The organism is Streptomyces araujoniae (assembly GCF_050871195.1).
GTDB lineage: Bacteria > Actinomycetota > Actinomycetes > Streptomycetales > Streptomycetaceae > Streptomyces > Streptomyces bacillaris.
In genome coordinates, this window is the sequence record NZ_CP194070.1 from 1,985,968 (window position 1) to 2,006,016 (window position 20,049).

Sequence of the window (20,049 nt, forward strand, 5' to 3'; positions counted from 1 at the left end):
TCCCTCCGGACGACCCGGCGGTCGGCCGCCCCGGGGAGCGACCCTACGTCCCGGTAAGGTGGGCCAGTCGTCATCATGCCCGTACGGAGGAACCCGGCGCCGCCGGCCGCGGAGCGTGAGCGGCCGGGGGCAGTGTGACCACGGGCCCCAGGGTCACCGGAACCCCGGTGGCCGGCACCGTCGAGGCAATACGGGGCCGGAGCCCGGTGCCCTCGCGCGCCCGGTGGGCCGGCCCCCGCAGGAGAGGCACAGCCCGCCATGACCGTACGCCGCAGCGCCGCCGCGCTCGCGACCACCGCCGTTCTGCTGGGCACGGCCGCACCCCTCGCGGTCGCCGCGCCGAGTCCCGCCCCGTCGGCCGAGCTGCCGAGCGGGCTGTACGGGACCACGGACCCGACCTACGACGGGGTGTGGCGGCAGTCGCTGGCCTTCCTCGCCCAGAAGATCGAGTACGTCACCCCGTCGCCGCAGGCCGTGACCTGGCTGCTGGAGCAGCAGTGCGACAGCGGCGCGTTCGCCTCGTACCGGGCGGACGCCTCCAAGCCGTGCGACGCGTCGACGGTGATGGACACCAACGCCACGGCCGCCGCCGTCCAGGCCCTCGCCGAGCTGGGCGGGCAGCGCGAGGCCGCCGACAACGGGGCCGACTGGCTGAAGTCCGTCCAGAACGAGGACGGCGGCTGGGGGTACAACCCCGGCAGCCCCAGCGACGCCAACTCCACCGCCGTCGTGATCGGCGCCCTCGCCCGGACGAACGTGCCGGTCGCCGAACTGACCACCGCCGACGGCTCCACCCCGTACACCGCCCTCCAGGCCCTGGCCATCCCGTGTGGGAAGGAGGACGGCGGCGCCTTCGCCTACCAGCCCGGCAAGAAGGGCGAGCTGGTCGCCAACGACGACGCCTCGGCCGCCGCCGTGCTCGGGCTGCTCGGCAAGGGCATGGCCGTCGGGAACGCCAACGCGGTGAAGGACCCCGTCTGCCGCAAGGGCGACGACCTCACCCCCGAGGAGAGCGCGCAGAACGGCGCCCACTACCTCGCCGCCACCCTGGCCGCCTCCCCCCACCTGGAGCAGCCCCCGATGCCGGGCGCCGAGGAGAGCGAGCCGCAGCCCGACTTCGGCAACACGGCGGACGCGGTCGTCGCCCTCGCCGCCTCCGGCCACAAGGACAAGGCCGCCGCCTCGATGACGTGGCTGGAGCAGAACTCCAAGGCCTGGGCCCAGCAGGGCGGGCCCGCCGCCACCGCGCAGCTGATCTTCGCCGCGCACGCCACCGGCACCGACGCCCGCAGCTTCGGCGGGGTCGACCTGGTCAAGCAGCTCAACGCGACCGGCCCCGCCCCCGCCACGACCTCCGCTCCCCCGTCGCCCAAGCCGACCGGCGGCCAGGCCTCCGACAGCGCGAAGAGCGACGACGGGGGCGGCCCCGGCCCCGGCCTCTGGTGGCTGATCGGTGTCGGTCTGGTCTTCGGCGCGGGCATCGGCTTCCTGCTCAGCATGCGCCGGAAGAAGCAGCAGCCGTGAGCCGTACGGAATCCGGGGCGCCGGCCGTGCGGCGCACGCACGTCCCCGCCCCGCTCCGGAACGCCGTCTCCGCGCTGCTCGTCACCCTGCTCGCCGTCTCGGCCGCCCTGCTGGGCGCCGGAAGTGCCCAGGCCGCCGGGTACCGCTACTGGTCCTTCTGGGAAAGCAGCGGCACGGACTGGGCGTACGCCACCCAGGGCCCTTCGATCGTCCGCCCCGACGACGGTACGGTCCAGGGTTTCCGGTTCGCCGTCAGCGAGGACTCCTCCGACGCCGACCGGCCGCGCCACGCCCCGGACTTCGGGGCGATCTGCGCGGACACCCCGGCGAAGGGCGGCACCAAGCGGGTCGCCCTGGTGATCGACCCCGGTACGCCGGAGGACGCCCCGGACGGCGAGCGGCCGCCCGCGCTGCGCACCGTCTGCGCGCAGGTGGCGCCGGACGCCAGCAGCGCGGAGGCGCTGGCCTCGGTGGCGAAGCCGCTGCGGTACGACAGCAGCGCGATGATCTGCGCCATCTCCGGCTACCCGAAGACGGGCTGCGGCGAGCAGGTGTCGGGCGACGGGGACGGCGGCACGACGGACAGCAGTGAGAAGCCGTCGGCGCCTGCGGACGATGACGAGGGCGGCAGCAGTGGCGGCGGTCCCTCCGCCGGGCTCGTCGTCGGCATCGCGGCCGTCCTGCTGCTGGGTGCCGCCGCCGTCTTCCAGGCCCGCCGGCGCCGATGACGTACGCCCCGGGGACGCCCCGGCTGCTCCGGCGGGCCCTGCACGCGCCCGCGGCGAGCCGGTCCAACGCGCTGCCCGCCGGGGCCTGGTGGCTCTGGGCGCTGGGGCTGGCCACCGCCGCCTCCCGGACCACCAACCCGCTGCTGCTCGGCCTGCTGGTCGGAGTGGCCGGGTATGTGGTGGCGGCCCGGCGCACGGACGCGCCCTGGGCCCGCTCCTACGGGGCGTTCATCAAGCTCGGGCTCTTCGTCGTGGCGCTGCGGCTGGTCTTCTCCGTCTTCCTCGGCTCGCAGATCCCCGGCTCGCACACCGCGTTCACCCTCCCCGAGGTGCCCCTGCCCGACTGGGCGCAGGGCGTGCGGATCGGGGGCCGGGTCACGGTGGAGCAGCTGGTCTTCTCGCTCTACGACGGGCTGAAGCTGGCCACCCTGCTGATCTGCGTCGGCGCGGCGAACTCGCTCGCCAACCCGGCCCGGCTGCTGAAGTCGCTGCCCGGTGCCCTGTACGAGGCCGGGGTCGCCGTCGTCGTCGCCATGACGTTCGCCCCGAACATGGTCGCCGACGTGGTCCGGCTGCGGACCGCGCGACGGCTGCGGGGGCGGCCGACCGGTGGGGTGAAGGCGGTCGCGCAGATCGGACTGCCGGTGCTGGAGGGGGCGTTGGAGCGGTCGGTGGCGGTGGCCGCGTCGATGGACGCGCGCGGCTACGGACGTACCGCCGAGGTGCCGCCCGCCGTCCGCCACACCACCAACGTGCTCACGCTCGGCGGGCTGCTCGGGGTGTGCGCGGGGACGTACGGGCTGCTGGCCGCGCAGGGGGCCGGGTACGGGCTGCCGGTGCTGCTGGCGGGGCTCGTCGCCGCGATGGCGGGGCTGCGGCTGGGCGGGCGGCGCTCGGTGCGCACCCGCTACCGCCCGGACCGGTGGGGTCCGCGGGCCTGGCTGGTGGCGGGGTCGGGTGCGGTGGTGGCGGCCGCGATGATCTGGGCGGGCTCGCTCGATCCGGAGGCGCTGCACCCGGGCGTCGTCCCGCTGACCGCGCCGGAGCTGCCGCTGTGGCCCGCGGCGGCGGTGCTGGTGGGGCTGGTGCCCGCGCTGGTCGCCCCCGTACCGCCGTCGGCCCGCGGCCTCGATGCACACGACCGTAGCGGCAAGGAGCAGGCGTGATCAGGTTCGAGCGGGTCTCCGTACGGTACGACGGGACCGACCGGCCCACCCTGTCCGGCGTCGATCTCTCGGTGCCGGAAGGGGAGTTGGTGCTGCTCGTCGGCCCGTCGGGGGTCGGCAAGTCGACGTTGCTGGGGACGGTCTCGGGGCTCGTCCCGCACTTCACGGGCGGGGTGCTGGGCGGCCGGGTCACGGTGGACGGGCGCGACACCCGCACCCACAAGCCGCGTGAACTGGCCGATCTGGTCGGCACGGTGGGGCAGGACCCGGTGGCCCACTTCGTCACGGACACGGTCGAGGACGAACTCGCTTACGGCATGGAGTCGTTGGGCCTGGCGCCGGACGTCATGCGGCGGCGGGTGGAGGAGACGCTCGATCTGCTGGGCCTGGCCGAGCTGCGCGACCGGCCGATCGCGACCCTCTCGGGCGGCCAGCAGCAGCGGGTGGCGATCGGCTCGGTGCTCACCCCGCACCCGAAGGTGCTGGTCCTGGACGAGCCGACGTCCGCACTGGACCCGGCGGCGGCCGAGGAGGTGCTCGCCGTGCTCCAACGGCTGGTGCACGACCTGGGCACGACCGTGCTGATGGCCGAGCACCGGCTGGAGCGGGTGGTGCAGTACGCGGACCAGGTCGTCCTGCTGCCCGCGCCGGGCGCCGCCCCGGTGATGGGCGCGCCCGCCGGGATCATGAAGGTGTCGCCGGTCCGGCCGCCGGTCGCGGAGCTGGGGCTGCTGGCGGGCTGGGACCCGCTGCCGCTCTCCGTGCGGGACGCCCGGCGCGGGGCCGGTGATCTGCGGGCCCGGCTGGCGGAGGCCGCGCCGCCCGCACCGCCGGAGGTTCCGGGGAGCGTGTCCGTGGCGCCCGCGCCCGTGGCGGACGGCCCCCGGCCGGGGCGGCTGGCGCGGCTGCTGGGCCGGACGAAGGCCGTGGAGGCGCCGGGTCCCGCCGACCCCGTCACCCGGGTCGAGTCCCTCGGCGTGCGGCGCGGGCGGATCGAGGCGCTGCGGCGGGTGACGCTGACCGTGGCGCCGGGCGAGACCGTGGCGCTGATGGGCCGCAACGGGGCCGGCAAGTCCACCCTGCTGGGCGCGCTCGTCGGCATGGTCGAGCCCACCTCCGGCTCGGTCCGCGTGGGCGGCCTGGCCCCCGCCCGTACCGACCCGCGCGCCATGATCCGCCGGGTCGGCCTGGTCCCGCAGGAGCCGCGCGACCTGCTGTACGCGGACACGGTGGCCGCCGAGTGCGCCGCCGCCGACCGGGACGCGGGCGCGGCGGAGGGCACCTGCCGGGCGCTGGTCTCCGAGCTGCTGCCGGGGGTCGGCGACGCCACCCACCCCCGTGACCTCTCCGAGGGGCAGCGGCTCGCCCTGGCCCTCGCCCTGGTGCTGACCGCCCGCCCGCCGCTGCTGCTCCTCGACGAACCGACCCGGGGGCTGGACTACGCGGCGAAGGGCCGGCTCGTCGGGGTCCTGCGCTCGCTGGCGGCCGAGGGCCACGCCATCGTCCTGGCCACGCACGACGTGGAACTGGCGGCGGAGCTGGCCCACCGGGTGGTGATCCTCGCCGACGGTGAGGTCGTCGCGGACGGCCCGACCGGCCGGGTGGTCGTCTCCTCCCCCGCCTTCGCCCCGCAGACCGCGAAGATCCTCGCACCGCAGGAGTGGCTGACCGTCTCGCAGGTGCGTGCGGCGCTGGAGGCGGGCGCGTGAGGGTGACGACGGCGGAGGCACGGGTGCGGGCTCCCCGGCCGGTGCGGCGGGAGGCGGAGCGATGAGGCCGGTGCGACCGGTGGACGGCACGACGGCGGTACGGGAACGGGGCCGGGCCCCCCGGCCGGTGCGGCTCGGGCCGAAGTCGGTGGCCGCGCTGGTGCTGGTCAGCGCGGTCGGGGTGGTCGCCTTCGGGTGGCCGCTGCTGGCGGGTGCCGACTCCGGGCTGGCCCACGCCCAGGACGCCCCGTGGCTCTTCGCCGCGCTGCTGCCGCTGCTGGTCGCGGTGGTGGTGGCGACGATCGCGGAGTCCGGCATGGACGCCAAGGCCGTCGCGATGCTCGGCGTCCTGGCGGCGGTCGGGGCGGCGCTGCGCCCGCTGGGGGCGGGCACGGCGGGGCTGGAGCCGATGTTCTTCCTGATGGTGCTGAGCGGCCGGGTGCTGGGCCCCGGCTTCGGCTTCGTGCTCGGTTCCGTGACGATGTTCGCCTCCGCCCTGCTCACCGGCGGGGTGGGGCCGTGGATGCCGTTCCAGATGCTGTCGATGGGCTGGTTCACGATGAGCGCGGGGCTGCTGCCCGGCCCGGACCGGCTGCGCGGGCGGGCGGAGCTGGCGATGCTCGCGGTCTACGGGTCCGTGGCGGCGTTCGCGTACGGCACGATCATGAACCTGTACGGCTGGACGATCATCCCCGGGCTGGCCTCGGGCATCTCGTTCGTCGCGGGCGACCCGCTCCAGGAGAACCTGGTGCGCTTCCTCGCCTACTGCGCGGCGACCTCGCTCGGCTGGGACCTGGGCCGGGCCGTGCTGACGGTCGTCCTGACGCTGACGATCGGCCCGACGCTGCTGAAGGCGCTGCGCCGGGCGACCCGGCGGGCGGCGTTCGACGCGCGGGTGGGGTTCGAGGAGCCCCGGCACTCCTGAGGTCCCGGGGCTGCCGCGTCCCGGGGCTCTCCTGAGGTCCTGGGGCTCCCGCGATCGCGGGTCTCCCGCGGTCCCGAAGCCACTGCGGTCCCGGGGCTACTGCGGTCCCGGGGCTCTCCGGTGAACCCCGCCGTCACAGCCGCTGGATGATCGTCCCCGTGGCCAGCGCCCCGCCCGCGCACATCGTGATGAGCGCGAACTCCTTGTCCCGGCGTTCCAGTTCGTGCAGGGCCGTGGTGATCAGCCGGGCGCCCGTCGCCCCGACCGGGTGGCCGAGCGCGATGGCCCCGCCGTTGACGTTGACCTTCTCCAGGCCGTCGAGGTCCGCCTCGAACTCCTGGGCCCAGCTCAGCACCACCGAGGCGAAGGCCTCGTTGATCTCGACGAGGTCGATGTCCCGCAGCGACATGCCCGCCTTGCCGAGCACCGCCCGGGTGGCGTCGATCGGTCCGTCCAGGTGGAAGTGCGGGTCGGAGCCGACGAGGGCCTGGGCGACGATCCGGGCCCGGGGCTTGAGCCTGAGGGCGCGGGCCATGCGCTTGGAGGACCAGAGGAGGGCGGCGGCCCCGTCGGATATCTGGGAGGAGTTGCCCGCGGTGTGGACGGCGTTCGGCATGACCGCCTTCAGGCCCGCGAGCGCCTCCATCGAGGTGTCCCGCAGCCCTTCGTCCCGGTCGACGAGCCGCCACATGCCCTGGCCTGCCGCCTGCTCCTCCTCGGTGGTGGGGACCTGGACGGCGTACGTCTCCCGCTTGAACCGCTCCTCCGCCCAGGCCTCGGCGGCCCGCTGCTGGGAGAGCAGGCCGAGCGCGTCGACCCGCTCGCGGGTGAGGCCGCGTTTGCGGGCGATGCGCTCGGCGGCCTCGAACTGGTTGGGCAGGTCCACGTTCCACTCATCGGGCCAGGGTTTGCCCGGCCCGTGTTTGGAGCCGCTGCCCAGCGGCACCCGCGACATCGCCTCGACACCGCAGCTGATGCCCACGTCGATGACCCCGGTGGCCACCATGTTCGCGACCATGTGCGCGGCCTGCTGCGAGGAGCCGCACTGGCAGTCCACGGTGGTCGCGGCGGTCTCGTACGGCAGGCCCACGGCCAGCCAGGCGTTGCGGGCCGGGTTCATGGACTGCTCCCCGGCGTGGGTGACGGTGCCGCCGACGATCTGCTCGACGCAGTCGGCCTGGATGCCGGTGCGGCCCAGCAGTTCACGGTAGGTCTCGCCCAGCAGGTAGGCGGGGTGCAGATGGGCGAGCGCGCCTCCGCGCTTGCCGATCGGGGTGCGTACGGCTTCGACGATGACGGGTTCCGCGGCCATGAGACTCGTCCTCTCCTCGCACTTCCGTCGGGGCGTCCCGGCGCCCACGGAAGGAACTAGTACGCGTTCTAGTTCTGCAAGCAGTCTCGTGACGGCGGCCCGCCTGCGCAAGGGGCGCGCACCGGCCACGCACACCCCCCGCACGCGCCCCCACTTCAGCGGTATCGACTGCGTACGCCGATCGCGGGGCACGGATCGGGCCAGGACCCTTGCGACTTGTAGAACTCGTTACTACCTTGCGGGCAGATTCTGATGGAACGTCAGACACCGGCTCGGAGTGGAGAGGTGCCCATGCGCTGCCCCCATCTGCCCGAAGGGTTCGACTTCACCGACCCCGACCTCCTCCAAGCCCGCGTCCCGCACTCGGAGTTCGCCCTGATGCGGCAGACCGCCCCGGTGTGGTGGTGCGCCCAGCCCGCCAACATCTCCGGCTTCGGCGACGAGGGGTACTGGGCCGTCACCCGCCATGCCGACGTCAAGTACGTTTCCACGCATCCCGAGTTGTTCTCCTCAAACACCAACACCGCCGTCATCCGCTTCAACGAGACGATCAGCCGGGACCAGATCGAGGTCCAGAAGCTCATCATGCTCAACATGGACCCGCCCGAACACACCCGGGTCCGCCAGATCGTCCAGCGCGGCTTCACCCCGCGTGCGGTGCGCTCGCTGGAGCAGGCGCTGCGGAACCGTGCCCGGTCCATCGTGGAGACCGCCCACGCGGCGGCGGCCGGCACCGGCGGCTCCTTCGACTTCGTCACGGACATCGCGGTGGAGCTGCCGCTCCAGGCGATCGCGGAACTCATCGGCGTACCGCAGGAGGACCGGTCGAAGATCTTCGACTGGTCGAACAAGATGGCCGCGTACGACGATCCCGAGTACGCGATCACCGAAGAGGTCGGCGCCGAGGCGGCGATGGAGATCGTGGCGTACTCGATGCACCTGGCGGCGGCCCGCAAGGAGTGCCCGGCGCAGGACATCGTCACCCAGCTCGTCGCGGCGGAGGGCGAGGGGAACCTGTCCTCCGACGAGTTCGGGTTCTTCGTGATCCTGCTCGCGGTGGCCGGCAACGAGACCACCCGCAACGCGATCAGCCACGGCATGCACGCCTTCCTCACCCACCCCGAACAGTGGGAGCTGTACAAGCGGGAACGCCCGAGGACGACTGCCGAGGAGATCGTGCGCTGGGCGACCCCGGTCGTCTCCTTCCAGCGGACCGCCACCCAGGACGTGGAGCTGGGCGGGCAGTTGGTCAGGGAGGGCGAGCGGGTCGGGCTGTTCTACTCCTCGGCCAACAACGACCCCGAGGTCTTCGAGGCCCCGGAGGCCTTCGACATCACCCGCGACCCCAATCCGCACCTCGGCTTCGGGGGCGGCGGCCCGCACTTCTGCCTGGGCAAGTCGCTGGCCGTGATGGAGATCGACCTGATCTTCAACGCCATCGCGGACGTCATGCCCGGCCTGCGGCTCCTGGAGGATCCGCGGCGGCTGCGCTCGGCCTGGCTCAACGGGATCAAGCAGCTCCAGGTGAGCACGCCCGTCGGCTGACGCCCGGCCACGCGTGGCGGAGCGGGCGCGTCGGGCGGACCACGGGGAGACGCGACGATCCACGCCGAAGGGGTACCGGGCGGCGGCGAAGACCGCCCCGGCACCCCTTCGGCGTACGGCCGCTGCCCCAGGCGCCACGTACCGACCCGCTACGTGCCGACGAGCTACGTGCCGACGGCTTCGGCGCGTACGGGATCGGGGCCCGGGGCGGGTTCCGGCACCGATGCGGCAGTCCGCCGTACGCGTTCCGGCGCCGTTTCCCCCTGTTCTCCGCCCTCCTCCCGCCCCTTCTCCGTCACCGGCTCCAGCTTCCGCGGGCCCGACAGCAGATACGTCAGCCCGAAGCCCAGCGAGACGACCAGCGCGCCGCCGACCGCGTCCAGCACCCAGTGGTTGGCGGTCGCCACGATCGCGGCGACGGTGAAGAGCGGGTGGAGCAGGCCGAGCGCCTTCATCCAGAGCTTCGGGGCGAGGATCACGATGACCACCCCGCACCACAGCGACCAGCCGAAGTGCAGCGACGGCATCGCCGCGTACTGGTTGGTGACCCCCGTCAGCGTCCCGTAGTCGGGCTTCGCGAAGTCCTGGACCCCGTGGATGGTGTCGATGAAGCCGAGGCCGGGCATCAGCCGGGGCGGGGCCAGCGGGTAGAGCCAGAAGCCGACGAGCGCCAGGACGGTGGCGAAGCCGATGGAGGTGCGGGCCCAGCGGTAGTCGGCGGGGCGGCGCGCGTACAGCACGCCGAGGATCGCCAGCGGGACGATGAAGTGGAAGGTCGAGTAGTAGTAGTCGAAGAACTCCCGCAGCCAGCCGATCCCCACGACCGTGTGGTTGACCCACAGCTCGATGTCGATGTGCAGCCACTGCTCGATGGCGTGGATCTGCCGGCCGTGCTCCTCGGCGAGGGGGCGGCCGGCGGTGGCGGCGAGACGGACCTGTGCGTACGCGGAGTAGACGACGCGGATGAGCAGGAGTTCCAGCAGCAGGTTGGGGCGGTGGAGCACCCGGCGCCAGAACGGCAGGAGCGGGACGCGTCTCCAGCGGGCGGCGACCGGTCGCGCGTGGTCGGTGGGGACCGGCCGCGCCCAGTACGGCGAGGTGCGGAGCAGGAACGGGGTGGCGCAGGCCGCGCCGAGCGCCGCGAGGAGCAGGGCGTTGTCCCGTACGGAGGTGACCGGCCCGACGTTCGGGAGCAGCATCTGGCCCGGGAGCGTGACGACGAGCACCACGACGGCGGGCCAGACCAGCCGGTCGGAGGCGCGCTTGCCGACCTTGCCGACGACGGCGAGGAGCACCCACAGCAGCTGGTGCTGCCAGGCGGTCGGGGAGACGGCCACGACGACGCACCCGGTCACGGCGACGGCGAGGAGCAGCTGCCCGTCCTGGGCGTAGCGGACCGCGCGGCGCACACCGATGAAGGCGACGGCGGCGGCGAGCACGAGGAACAGGGCGATCTCGACCGGCCCTTCGAGGCCGAGCCGGAGCAGCGCGCCGTGCAGGGACTGGTTGGCGAGGCTGTCCGGCCGCTCGCCGAGCCCGGCGCCCGCCACATGGTGGATCCAGTACGTCCACGAGTCCTTCGGCACCGCGGCCCAGGCGGCGGCCGTACCGAGGGCGAAGGTGGCGAGCGAGGCGGCCGAGGCCCGCCGCTTGCCGGTCAGCCAGAGGAGGACGGCGAAGAGCAGGAGCGTCGGCTGCAGGGCGGCCGCGAGGCCGACGAGGACCCCGCGCAGCCGGTCGTCCCGGGCGGCGAACCAGGCGAGCAGCACCAGCAGGACCGGCAGGATGCTGGTCTGGCCGAGGTGGAGGGTGTTGCGGACCGGCAGCGACAGCATGAGCAGGGTGATCGCGACGGGGGCGGCGAGCAGCGCCGTCCGCCGGCCGACCGGCTTCGGCAGGGCGCGGGCGGCGACGACGCCGAGGGCGGCCACCAGGAGCAGGGAGCCGAAGGTCCAGGCCACCCCGAGGGACGCCTCGGCCGACGCGGTGAGCGGCTTCAGCACCAGCCCGGCGAAGGGGGTGCCGGTGAACCGGTCACCGTCGTAGAGCGAGCCGGTCCCGTGCAGCACGCCGTTCTCCCCGATCCAGGTCTCCAGATCGGTGAGCCGTTCCCCGGGCGGCTGCCGCACCACCACCGCCATCTGCCGCACCCCGAGCACGGCCACGACGAGCCAGAGCAGGACCCTGGTCAGCCGGGTCCTGCTCTCCACGTCCGTGACCGTGTCCGCCACCGCGTCCGTCACCGCGCCACCGCGCACCCTGTGATCCGCATTCGCCACGCTGCGCCGACCCTCCCACCCGTTCCGTCGCGCCCCTTCGACTCGGGGCAGCGCAGGATGAAGCCTCGCATTGCCCTACGAGGTAGACACAATCAACCCCCTCTTTGCCTGACTGTCACCAGGCACGGGTTCGAAAGATGCCCGGGGGGGGCGGGACGGGCGCTGGGGGACGGGCGCTGGGGGCCGGGGGACGGGGGGGCTGCGGACGGGGGCGACGGGGGCTGCGGGCGGGGACCCGCGAGAGGGCGGGCCGACCGGGTCAGGCGGGGTCCGCCGGGGTGCCCGCCTGCCAGGCGGCGAAGAGCGGGGCATCACCGGTGGCGGGCAGGACGACGATGCCGAACGGCCGGTCGAAGGCGAGGTGCAGCAGCCGCTGCGGCGGCGGAACCGCCCCCGCGGCCCGCATGGCGACCACCGTGACCGCCGCCGCCTCCACCCCCTCCTCGGCCACCTTCAGCACGGCCTCCTGCACGACGTCCGAGATGGCCAGCGGCTCGGGCGAGAGACCGGAGAAGTCGGCCGCGTCGGAGGTGGCCAGCCGGACGCCGAGCCCGGGAAGCTGCCGGGTGACGGTGATGCGGGTGCGGAGAGCCAGGCGCGGCAGGGCGACGGTCACCCGGTCCGCCTCCGGCCGGGCCCCGGCGGTCCGGTCCGCCCAGCCTGCGGGGAGCACCCGGGCCGCCCCCGCGCCGGGCTCACCCAGGACGAACCTGACCCGGGCCCCGTCACGGCCGTCCTCACCACCGGTGCAGCGCAGCTCGACGACGTACGTACCGTCCACCGTCCACACATCGGCGAGCGGCACGTCCCGGGCCATGGTCGCCACCGCGCGGGTCGTCCCGGAGGCGTCGGTGAACGGCAGGTCGCGGGTCCGCCGGGTGTCGAACGGCTTCTCCCAGCGGGCCTTCAGCGCCAGGACGTTGACCAGGGCGAGCAGGGTCTCGCCGGTGACCGCCAGGGGCAGCCGCTCGATCAGCCCGCCGGTCACCCCGCGCACCCAGGCGTCGAGGGCCGCCGGGTCCAGCGTGTCGTCGAAGCGGACGTCCGGCAGCGCCTCGCGGTAGGCGGGCTCGACCGGTACCCGGGCCCACACCCGGGTCGCCACGCCCAGCGCGCCGGTCAGCGCCAGCTCGCGGGCCGCGGCCGTCACGGCGGGGGCCGCCTCCCGGTCCGCCGTGCCGAGCAGCGCCCGCAGCTCCTCGGCGGTCGCGCCGCGCGCCCCGGCGGCCACGGCGGCGAGCGCCAGCCACAGCCCGGCGGGCGAGCAGACGAAGCTGCCGCCGTCCGCCGCGGGGGCTCCGCCGCCCAGGGCGTCCCGTATCCAGCGGTCGGCGAGGTGCTGGACGGCCCGGGCCCTCGCTCCCGGACGCATGCGGCTGTCCGCGCGTATGCCGGTGCCGGTATCGGTGGTGGGTCGGTCCACTGGTGCCCCCTGCGGATCAAATCGTGTCGTCCTACGGCCGGTGAGAAGCAAGAATGCCGCACATGACCTGGACCGTGACCGCCGAACGCTACGACTCCCCCGACGCCTCCGCGCTGCGCCGCGACTACTACGACGAGGTCGCGAGCCGCTACTGGCGGCGGCCCGCGACCGACGCGGAGATAGCCGAGGGGCTGACGGACGACGGCGCGGACCTGCTGCTGCCGCCCACGGGCGGGTTCGTGGTCGGCCGCCACGGGGGCAGGGCCGCGAGCTGCGCGGGGCTGGTGCTGACGGAGGAGGCCCTGCCGGGCTCGGCGGAGCTGACCCGGGTGTACGTACGTCCCGAGTTCCGGGGAACGGGCGGCGGCGGGCTGCTGCTGGCCGCGATCGAGGAGGAGGCGCGGGGGCTCGGGGTGCGGCTGCTCCGGCTGGACACCCGCCTCGACCTGGTGGAGGCGCGCGGACTGTACGCGAAGCACGGATACGGGGAGGTCCCGGCCTTCCACCGGCGCAACCCGTACGCCGAGGTCTGGTTCGCCAAGGAGCTGTGAGGTCCCGCGTCCCGGGTGGCCGCCACGCCCCGGGTCGTCTCCGCGTCAGCGGTGCCCCGGGCCGTCCGGCCGGTCGCCACGGCCCGGCCGGTCGCCATGGCCCGCGCGGTCGTCACGGTCCAGATGGTCGTCACGGTTCAGGTGGTCTTCACGGTTCAGGTGGTCGTCACCGTCTCAGCGGTCGTCACGATCCGGCCGGTCGCCACGGCCTAGCGGGTCGCCACGGCCCGGCGGGTCGTCACGGTCCAGGTGGTCGTCACGATCCGCCCGGTCGCCCCTGTCCCAGCGGTCGTCACGATCCAGGGGGTCGTCACGGTCCAACCGCTCTCCCCGGTCCAGGGGGTCGTCACGATCCAGGGGGTCCGGGCGCCCCCCGTGCCGCCGGTGGTCCGGGTGGTCGATGTCGTGGTGCCGGTCCGCCGCGTGGTCGCGCGGGGCCGCCGGCATGTGCGGGCGCTCCTTGCTCGACCCGCTGACCTCCGCCGTCAGCTCGGCCACCAGCTTGACCAGGTCCGTCGGCCGGTCCGGCCCCCACCAGTCGCCCAGCAGCTCGGCGAGGGAGTCCTCCCGGGCCTGGGAGAGCCGTACGACCGCCTCTCCCCCCGCGTCCGTCAGGATCATCTGGAGCCCCTCCCGGCGGGCCAGTCCGCGCTCCTCCACCTGCCGGGCCGCCTCCGTGATGATGCGCAGCGGTACGGGGGCCACCTCGGCGAGCCGGGCGGGTTCGACGGTGCCGTGGCGCTTGATCCGCAGGAGCAGCCAGCTGGCGGCGGGCAACAGGTCGTACCCGGCGCGCGCGGTGATCTTCTCGTAGATCTCCCGGCGCCCCTCCCGGGTGGCGAGCACCGAGAGCGCGCGGGCGCACTCGTCGTACGAGGAACGCTCGACGGGGTTGGAGGCGAAGGTCTGGCTGGTGTCGGGGGCGGTGACCGAGCCCCTGAGCTTGTCCTCCCGCAGGAACCAGGCCAGCACGAAGGCGACGAGGACGACGGGTGCCGCGTAAAGGAAGACGTCCGTGATGGAGGTGGAGTACGCCTCCAGGATCGTGGGGCGAAGGTCGGCCGGGAGCATCTGGATGGCCCGGGGGTCGGCCGCCAGCCGGTCGGCGTCGGCGCCCGGCGGCACGGACCGTCCCGCGAGGGCGCTGTCGAGCTGGCCGACGAGCCGGTTGGTGAAGACGGTGCCGAAGATGGCCACGCCGAACGAGGCGCCGATCGAGCGGAAGAACGTGGCACCGGAGGTGGCGACGCCCAGGTCCTGGTACGAGACGGCGTTCTGCACGACGAGGACGAGGACCTGCATGACGAGGCCCAGCCCGGCGCCGAAGACGAAGAAGCAGAGGCTCATCTCCCAGGTGGAGCTGGCCGGGGTGAGCCGGTGGAGCAGGAGCAGGCCGGCGGCGGTGAGGGCGGTGCCCGCGAGCGGGAAGACCTTCCAGCGGCCGGTCCGGCTGACGATCTGGCCGGAGGCGGTCGAGGTGAGCAGCAGGCCGAGGACCATCGGCAGCATGTGCACGCCGGACATGGTCGGCGTGATGCCGTGGACCACCTGGAGGAAGGTCGGCAGATAGGTCATCGCGCCGAACATCGCGAAGCCGATGACGAAACTGATGACGGCGACCAGGCTGAAGGTCCTGATCCGGAAGAGCTTCAGCGGCAGCACCGGTTCCGCGGCCCGCCGCTCGACGACGACGAACGCGGCCAGCAGCACCACGGCCAGCACCGCCAGCACGATGATCTGTGCCGACGCCCACGCCCAGGTCGTCCCGCCGAGGGAGGCCACGAGGATCAGACAGGTGGCGACGGAGGCGATGAGGAACGTACCGAGGTAGTCGATCGTGTGCTTCTCGCGGTGGACCGGGATGTGCAGCACGGCCGCGATGACGAGCAGCGCGACGACGCCGATCGGCAGGTTGATGTAGAAGACCCAGCGCCAGCTGAGGTGCTGGGTGAAGAACCCGCCGAGCAGCGGCCCGAGCACGCTCGTCGCCCCGAAGACGGCACCGAACAGCCCCTGGTACTTGCCGCGTTCGCGCGGGGTGACGAGGTCTCCGACGATCGCCATCGAGAGCACCATGAGCCCGCCGCCGCCGAGCCCCTGGAGCGCACGGAAGCCGATGAGCTGGGGCATGTTCTGGGCCATGCCGCAGAGCGCGGAGCCGATCAGGAAGATGACGATCGCGGTCTGGAAGAGCTTCTTGCGGCCGTACTGGTCGCCGAGCTTCCCCCAGAGCGGGGTGGCCGCCGTCGCCGCCAGCAGATAGGCGGTGACCACCCAGGACAGGTGGTCCAGGCCGCCCAGCTCGCTGACGATGGTGGGCAGCGCCGTGGAGACGATGGTCTGGTCGAGTGCCGCGAGCAGCATGCCGAGGAGCAGCGCGCCGATCGCCACCAGGACGGTCCGGCGGGACTGCCCCTCGCCGGGGACCACGGGCGGGCTGAGCTGCTGGGCCATGGGCGTCTCCTCGATCCGCTGCGCTCCACCGCGGTCCGATCCGCCGCGATCGGCTGCGGTCCGCTGATCCACTACACCCCCATCCTGGCCGTTCTGCCCTGTTATGGCCTGCCGAGCACCGTCCGTGTCCTGTCGGGCACGGATGGGGCATTGGGGTTCGCCGGGGCGGGCTGCATAATCGCAGCAGTTCAAGGGAGGGGACCCACGATGACCGGACACGCATGCCCGGAGTGCGGTAGACGGACGACGGCGGGCGAGCCCGGCACGGAGCACCGGGTGCTGCCCTGCCGGTGCGGCACGGAGACGGACGCGGACACCACGCGGCTCATGGGGGACGAGCTGCGCGCCGCCCGCTCGGCGGAGATGGCGGCGGCGGAGGACTTCGACCCGCTGCGGATCAGGCCCTACGTGACGCTGGGAGAAGCGTCGCCGGGTGACGACCCGGGGCCGACGGGGGACGACACCCCGGCCTCGCGAGGCGCCGGGGGCGCCGACGCGGCCCCCACGATGCGGCTGAACCTGGGCGGCGCCCTGGGACCGGTCGACGTCACGGGACAGGGCAGCGTCACGGGACCGGGCGCGGACCCCCGTACGGGCATGGGACCGGGTACGGGCATGGGTGCGGGGCCCGGCCACGGCTCCGGCGCACCCCCCGCGGCCGACGAGAGCAGGCGGCGCACCGCGGCGATGGGCGTGGGCCCCGGCTTCGGCGCTGAGCCCCCTCACGGCGCGCCCCCCGGCGCCCCCGACCCCGTGCAGCCGCGCCGGAGGCGCCCCTTCGCGGCCCTCGCCGTCGGCGCGGCCGTGGCGGCGGTGGTCGGCACGGCGGCCTTCGCCGGCGGGCTCTTCGACCGGGACGGGAGCCAGGACGAGGCCCTGCCGGAGGCCACCACGAGCGCCCCGGACACGGCGGACGAACCGGCGGCGGCCTCCGTCGCCCCGTCACCCTCCCCCTCGGCCGCCCCCTCCCGTACGGCATCGGCGTCGCCCTCCCCTTCGGAGTCGGCGTCGCCGTCCGCCTCGGCCTCCCCTTCCGCGAGCGCCGAGCCGAGCCCCAGCGCATCGACGGAGCCGACCCCCGGCACCCCGTCCGCACCGGCGCCCGAGAGCCCGGCTCCGCCCTCCGCCGCCCCGCCCGCGGAGCTGGCCCCGTCCTCGCTGCGACGCGGAGACCACGGGCCGCAGGTGGGCGAGTTGCAGAACCGGCTCAAGGAGGTGTGGCTCTACCACGGCCCCTCGGACGAGAACTTCAACGACCGGGTCGAGAACGCCGTACGGGTCTACCAGTCCTACCAGGCGATCGAGGGCGACCCGCCCGGCGTGTACGGGCCGAACACCCGGCGCGTGCTGGAGGCGGAGACGACGGGGCGCGGTCGGGGCTGACCGGGGACGCACGGACGGCGGCAAGACAGCGGAGGGCACGGGCGGAGGACATAGGCACGGGGCACGGGCGAGGGGGGCACGGGCGACGGGCACGGCGGACAGGAGCGTGACGGGCGGGATTGGCTTTCCGGCGCAGGTTTTTGTATCTTCGTGGAACAAAGTAGCTCCCGCCCGCACTCCCTGACCGGCGGGCGGGGCTGCTCTTGTACCGGGCGGGGCTGCCCTGTGCTCAGCACCGCCGTACCACCGCACCACCACCCCCGCGCTCTGGAGTCAGCCGATGCCGGCCACCGTCCTCACCGCACGCGCCCTCCTTCTGGACATGGACGGCACCCTCGTGAACTCCGACGCGGTCGTCGAGCGCTGCTGGCGCCGGTGGGCCCTCCGGCACGGACTGGACCCCGAGGCGGCGCTCAAGGTGGTCCACGGCCGCCAGGGGTACGCCACGATGGCCGTCCTGCTCCCGGACCGCCCCGTCGAGGAGAACTACGCGGACAACCGGGCGATGCTCGCCGAGGAGACCGCCGACGTCGACGGCGTGGTCCCGGTCGGCGGCGCCCCCGCGTTCATGGCCGCGATCACCGACCTCCCGCACGCCCTGGTGACCTCGGCCGACAGCGCGCTCGCGGCGGCCCGGATGGGCGCGGCCGAACTGCGGATGCCCGCCGTCCGCGTCACCGCCGAGCAGGTGGGCGCCAGCAAGCCGGACCCGGAGGGCTTCCTCAAGGGCGCGGCGGAGCTGGGGTTCGACCCGGCCGACTGCATCGTGTTCGAGGACTCCGAGGCGGGCATCGCCGCGGGCCGGGCGGCCGGGATGCGGGTCGTGGGCGTCGGCCCGCGCGCCGCGGCCCTGGCGCCGGACGCGCACGTCGAGGACCTGACGCGGATCCGGGTGGAGGCGGCCGAGGACGGCGCGATCCGCCTGCACATCACGGCGGCGTAAGCCGCCGGAACCCCTGGAGCCGCCGGAACCTCTGGAACCCCTGGAACCAACGGAGTCGCCGGAGCCTGCCCCTCGGGGAGTCGCCCCGGCCGACGCCCCGACCCGCCCCCGGAGCCCCGGCGGCCGCCCCCGGAAGCCCCGGCGGCCGCCCTCGCAGGCGCCCGGACTCAATCCCGGTGCAGCCGCCCCGCGCGACCAGTTCCAGCACCACCGCGACGGCCACCACCTGCACCGCCATCAACGCCACTAGGACGAAGAGCTGCACGGCGCCCGCCTCCACCGGTGAGGCGCCGCCCAGCAGCATGCCCACGAAGGCCCCCGGCAGCGTGACGAGCCCCACCGTCCGCGTCTGATCCAGCCCCGGCAGCAGCGCGTCCGCGGTCGCGGGCCGCACGATCTCCAGCCGGGCGTCCCGGTCGAGCAGCCCGAGCGCCATCCCCGCCTCCACCTCCCCGTAACGGGTGGCGAGTTCGTCCAGGGCGCGCCGCCCGCCGAGCACGGTCGCGGTGAGCGCTCCGCCGATCAGGATGCCCGCCACCGGGATGAGGGCCGGCCCCCGGACGGGCACGAGCCCCGTGACCACCAGGAGCCCGACCACCGGGAGCGCCCCCGCCCCGATCGGCACGGCCGCCCACCACCCGGTGCGGTTGGGGGTGACCCGGCGCCCGGCCGTCCACGCGGCCACGGCGAACATCAGCACCAGGAACGCGAGCAGCGGCCCCAGCCGCTGGGCCACCCAGCCGATGAGCAGGGAGACAACGGCGAGTTGGGCCGCGGCCCGCACCCCGGCGACCAGGATCTCGCGCGAACGGCCGAGCCGGGCCCACGCGGCGATCGCCGCGGCGAGAACGAGCAGGACGACGAGGACGACCCCGAGGGTCGGGGAGACCGGAAGCAGCACGCGGCAACGATAGATCCGCCCCGGACCCCGCCGTCACGCCCCACCCGGCCCCGCCCGCCGCGGAACCGCACCCCTTACCCCCACACCCTCACCCCCGCTCCGTCCCGCCCGGACGACACGCCTCCGCCCCCAACCACCCCACCCCGGCGGACGTTTCACTTCCGCACGATCTGTCACACCCCTTGATGTGACGTGAACATGTCGTCACGCTGTCACCTGGCGCCCATCCCCTGGAAACCTGGCGCCGCCACGCTGGACGGGCTCCACATGCCGCCCGCCAACGCACCCCCACATCAAGGGAGTTCGCATGTCCGGTATCTACGCGCGTCGCTCACTGGTCGCCGCCGCCACCGCCGCCCTCGCCGCCACCTCCGTACTGCTCACCGCCCCGACCGCCCAGGCCGCCATGCCCACCCCGGTCAGCGCGGCGACCGCGCGCACCTACCTCGGCCAGCTCACCGTCGCCGCCGAGGGCTCCTCCAGCGGTTACAGCCGCGACAAGTTCCCGCACTGGATCACCCAGTCGGGCACCTGCAACACCCGCGAGGTCGTCCTCAAGCGGGACGGTACGAACGTCCAGCAGGACGCCTCCTGTGCCGCCGTCAGCGGGAGTTGGTACTCGCCGTACGACGGCGCGACCTGGAGCGCCGCGTCCGATGTCGACATCGACCACATGGTCCCGCTCGCCGAGGCCTGGCGCTCCGGCGCGAGCAGCTGGACCAACGCCCAGCGCCAGGCCTTCGCCAACGACCTGGCCCGCCCGCAGCTCATCGCGGTGACCGACAACGTCAACCAGTCCAAGGGCGACAAGGACCCGGCCAAGTGGCTGCCGCCGCGCGCCGCGTACAAGTGCACGTACGTCCGCGCGTGGGTGCACGTGAAGCACTACTACGGCCTCAAGGTGGACTCCGCCGAGAAGAGCGCACTGCAGTCGGCGCTCAACGGCTGCTGAGCGCCCCTCCGCGAGAGCCACGCCCCGAGCGACCGCGCGGCCCCTCAACCCCGCGACCTGCGAACCGCGGCGACCAACCGGGCGCCGACTAGCGGGCGGCGGCCACCGGGCGCCGGGCGTCGACCACCGGGCATCAGGCGTCGGGCACCGAGCGTCGGGCGTCGGGCGCACAACGGCGCACCCACACGCCGGCCCGCACCCGGCACCGGCACCGGCCGTGCGCCCCCACCCGCTCGCCCGCCCCGGCACGCAGC

Annotated in this window: 15 protein-coding genes and 1 pseudogene; 11 read left to right on the forward strand and 5 right to left on the reverse strand. The window is 74.3% G+C overall.

The annotated features are described in order from the left end of the window. The first annotated feature begins 258 nt into the window (after positions 1-258). The 5 genes from ACQ9ZG_RS08480 to ACQ9ZG_RS08500 all read left to right on the forward strand — a co-directional run bounded on the left by ACQ9ZG_RS08480 (position 259) and on the right by ACQ9ZG_RS08500 (position 6,052). A complete protein-coding gene (locus ACQ9ZG_RS08480) occupies positions 259-1,524 on the forward strand; it encodes an SCO2321 family membrane protein (protein ID WP_499280213.1) in 1,266 nt (421 codons plus the stop codon). Then, positions 1,521-2,252: an SCO2322 family protein gene (locus tag ACQ9ZG_RS08485; protein WP_181398049.1), complete on the forward strand. Its 732-nt coding sequence runs from the start codon at positions 1,521-1,523 to the stop codon at positions 2,250-2,252. The genes ACQ9ZG_RS08480 and ACQ9ZG_RS08485 overlap by 4 nt, the downstream gene beginning before the upstream one ends. Continuing rightward, entirely contained in the window at positions 2,249-3,418 is a 1,170-nt protein-coding gene (locus tag ACQ9ZG_RS08490) for an energy-coupling factor transporter transmembrane component T (protein WP_028415420.1), read from the forward strand. The genes ACQ9ZG_RS08485 and ACQ9ZG_RS08490 overlap by 4 nt, the downstream gene beginning before the upstream one ends. Then, positions 3,415-5,127 carry an ABC transporter ATP-binding protein gene (locus ACQ9ZG_RS08495; RefSeq protein ID WP_386693607.1) on the forward strand — a complete coding sequence of 571 codons (1,713 nt, stop codon included), beginning with the start codon at positions 3,415-3,417 and terminating at the stop codon, positions 5,125-5,127. Before ACQ9ZG_RS08490 ends, ACQ9ZG_RS08495 begins: the two co-directional genes overlap by 4 nt. Before the next feature lie 61 nt (positions 5,128-5,188). Next, a complete protein-coding gene (locus tag ACQ9ZG_RS08500) occupies positions 5,189-6,052 on the forward strand; it encodes an ECF transporter S component (RefSeq protein WP_499280214.1) in 864 nt (287 codons plus the stop codon). Between the two features lie 133 nt (positions 6,053-6,185). Here the strand turns inward: ACQ9ZG_RS08500 and ACQ9ZG_RS08505 are convergent, their stop codons facing one another. Continuing rightward, positions 6,186-7,364: a steroid 3-ketoacyl-CoA thiolase gene (locus tag ACQ9ZG_RS08505; protein WP_109914643.1), complete on the reverse strand. Its 1,179-nt coding sequence runs from the start codon at positions 7,362-7,364 to the stop codon at positions 6,186-6,188. 291 nt (positions 7,365-7,655) lie between these two features. On the opposite strand from ACQ9ZG_RS08505, the gene ACQ9ZG_RS08510 reads away from it, so the two are divergent. Then, positions 7,656-8,909 carry a cytochrome P450 gene (locus tag ACQ9ZG_RS08510; RefSeq protein ID WP_109914644.1) on the forward strand — a complete coding sequence of 418 codons (1,254 nt, stop codon included), beginning with the start codon at positions 7,656-7,658 and terminating at the stop codon, positions 8,907-8,909. A gap of 164 nt (positions 8,910-9,073) precedes the next feature. Here the strand turns inward: ACQ9ZG_RS08510 and ACQ9ZG_RS08515 are convergent, their stop codons facing one another. Next, positions 9,074-11,167: a bifunctional glycosyltransferase 87/phosphatase PAP2 family protein gene (locus ACQ9ZG_RS08515; RefSeq protein WP_109914645.1), complete on the reverse strand. Its 2,094-nt coding sequence runs from the start codon at positions 11,165-11,167 to the stop codon at positions 9,074-9,076. A gap of 280 nt (positions 11,168-11,447) precedes the next feature. Then, positions 11,448-12,560, reverse strand: a complete 1,113-nt coding sequence (locus ACQ9ZG_RS08520; RefSeq protein WP_499281582.1) for a serpin family protein — start codon at positions 12,558-12,560, stop codon at positions 11,448-11,450. 113 nt (positions 12,561-12,673) lie between these two features. Here ACQ9ZG_RS08520 and ACQ9ZG_RS08525 point away from each other — a divergent pair, with 113 nt between their 5' ends. Both ACQ9ZG_RS08525 and ACQ9ZG_RS08530 read left to right on the forward strand, forming a co-directional pair. After that, positions 12,674-13,162: a GNAT family N-acetyltransferase gene (locus ACQ9ZG_RS08525; RefSeq protein WP_136017495.1), complete on the forward strand. Its 489-nt coding sequence runs from the start codon at positions 12,674-12,676 to the stop codon at positions 13,160-13,162. A 15-nt stretch (positions 13,163-13,177) separates the two neighbouring features. Further along, the gene (locus ACQ9ZG_RS08530; protein ID WP_499280216.1) at positions 13,178-13,375 is read left to right on the forward strand and encodes a hypothetical protein; all 198 of its coding nucleotides are present in this window, start codon (positions 13,178-13,180) and stop codon (positions 13,373-13,375) included. Here ACQ9ZG_RS08530 and ACQ9ZG_RS08535 read toward each other — a convergent pair. Then, entirely contained in the window at positions 13,337-15,616 is a 2,280-nt protein-coding gene (locus ACQ9ZG_RS08535; protein ID WP_109917156.1) for an MDR family MFS transporter, read from the reverse strand. The two genes, ACQ9ZG_RS08530 and ACQ9ZG_RS08535, sit on opposite strands and share 39 nt — an antisense overlap. Positions 15,617-15,823: 207 nt before the next feature. Here ACQ9ZG_RS08535 and ACQ9ZG_RS08540 point away from each other — a divergent pair, with 207 nt between their 5' ends. Both ACQ9ZG_RS08540 and ACQ9ZG_RS08545 read left to right on the forward strand, forming a co-directional pair. Then, positions 15,824-16,999 (forward strand): peptidoglycan-binding domain-containing protein, encoded by a 1,176-nt coding sequence (locus tag ACQ9ZG_RS08540; RefSeq protein WP_499280218.1) that lies wholly within the window; start codon positions 15,824-15,826, stop codon positions 16,997-16,999. 280 nt (positions 17,000-17,279) lie between these two features. After that, the gene (locus ACQ9ZG_RS08545) at positions 17,280-17,942 is read left to right on the forward strand and encodes an HAD-IA family hydrolase (RefSeq protein ID WP_099220698.1); all 663 of its coding nucleotides are present in this window, start codon (positions 17,280-17,282) and stop codon (positions 17,940-17,942) included. A gap of 167 nt (positions 17,943-18,109) precedes the next feature. Here ACQ9ZG_RS08545 and ACQ9ZG_RS08550 read toward each other — a convergent pair. Beyond that, a pseudogene (locus tag ACQ9ZG_RS08550) lies at positions 18,110-18,843 on the reverse strand (ABC transporter permease). A 307-nt stretch (positions 18,844-19,150) separates the two neighbouring features. Here ACQ9ZG_RS08550 and ACQ9ZG_RS08555 point away from each other — a divergent pair. Next, positions 19,151-19,795, forward strand: a complete 645-nt coding sequence (locus ACQ9ZG_RS08555; RefSeq protein WP_028415409.1) for an HNH endonuclease family protein — start codon at positions 19,151-19,153, stop codon at positions 19,793-19,795. Positions 19,796-20,049 lie beyond the last annotated feature (254 nt).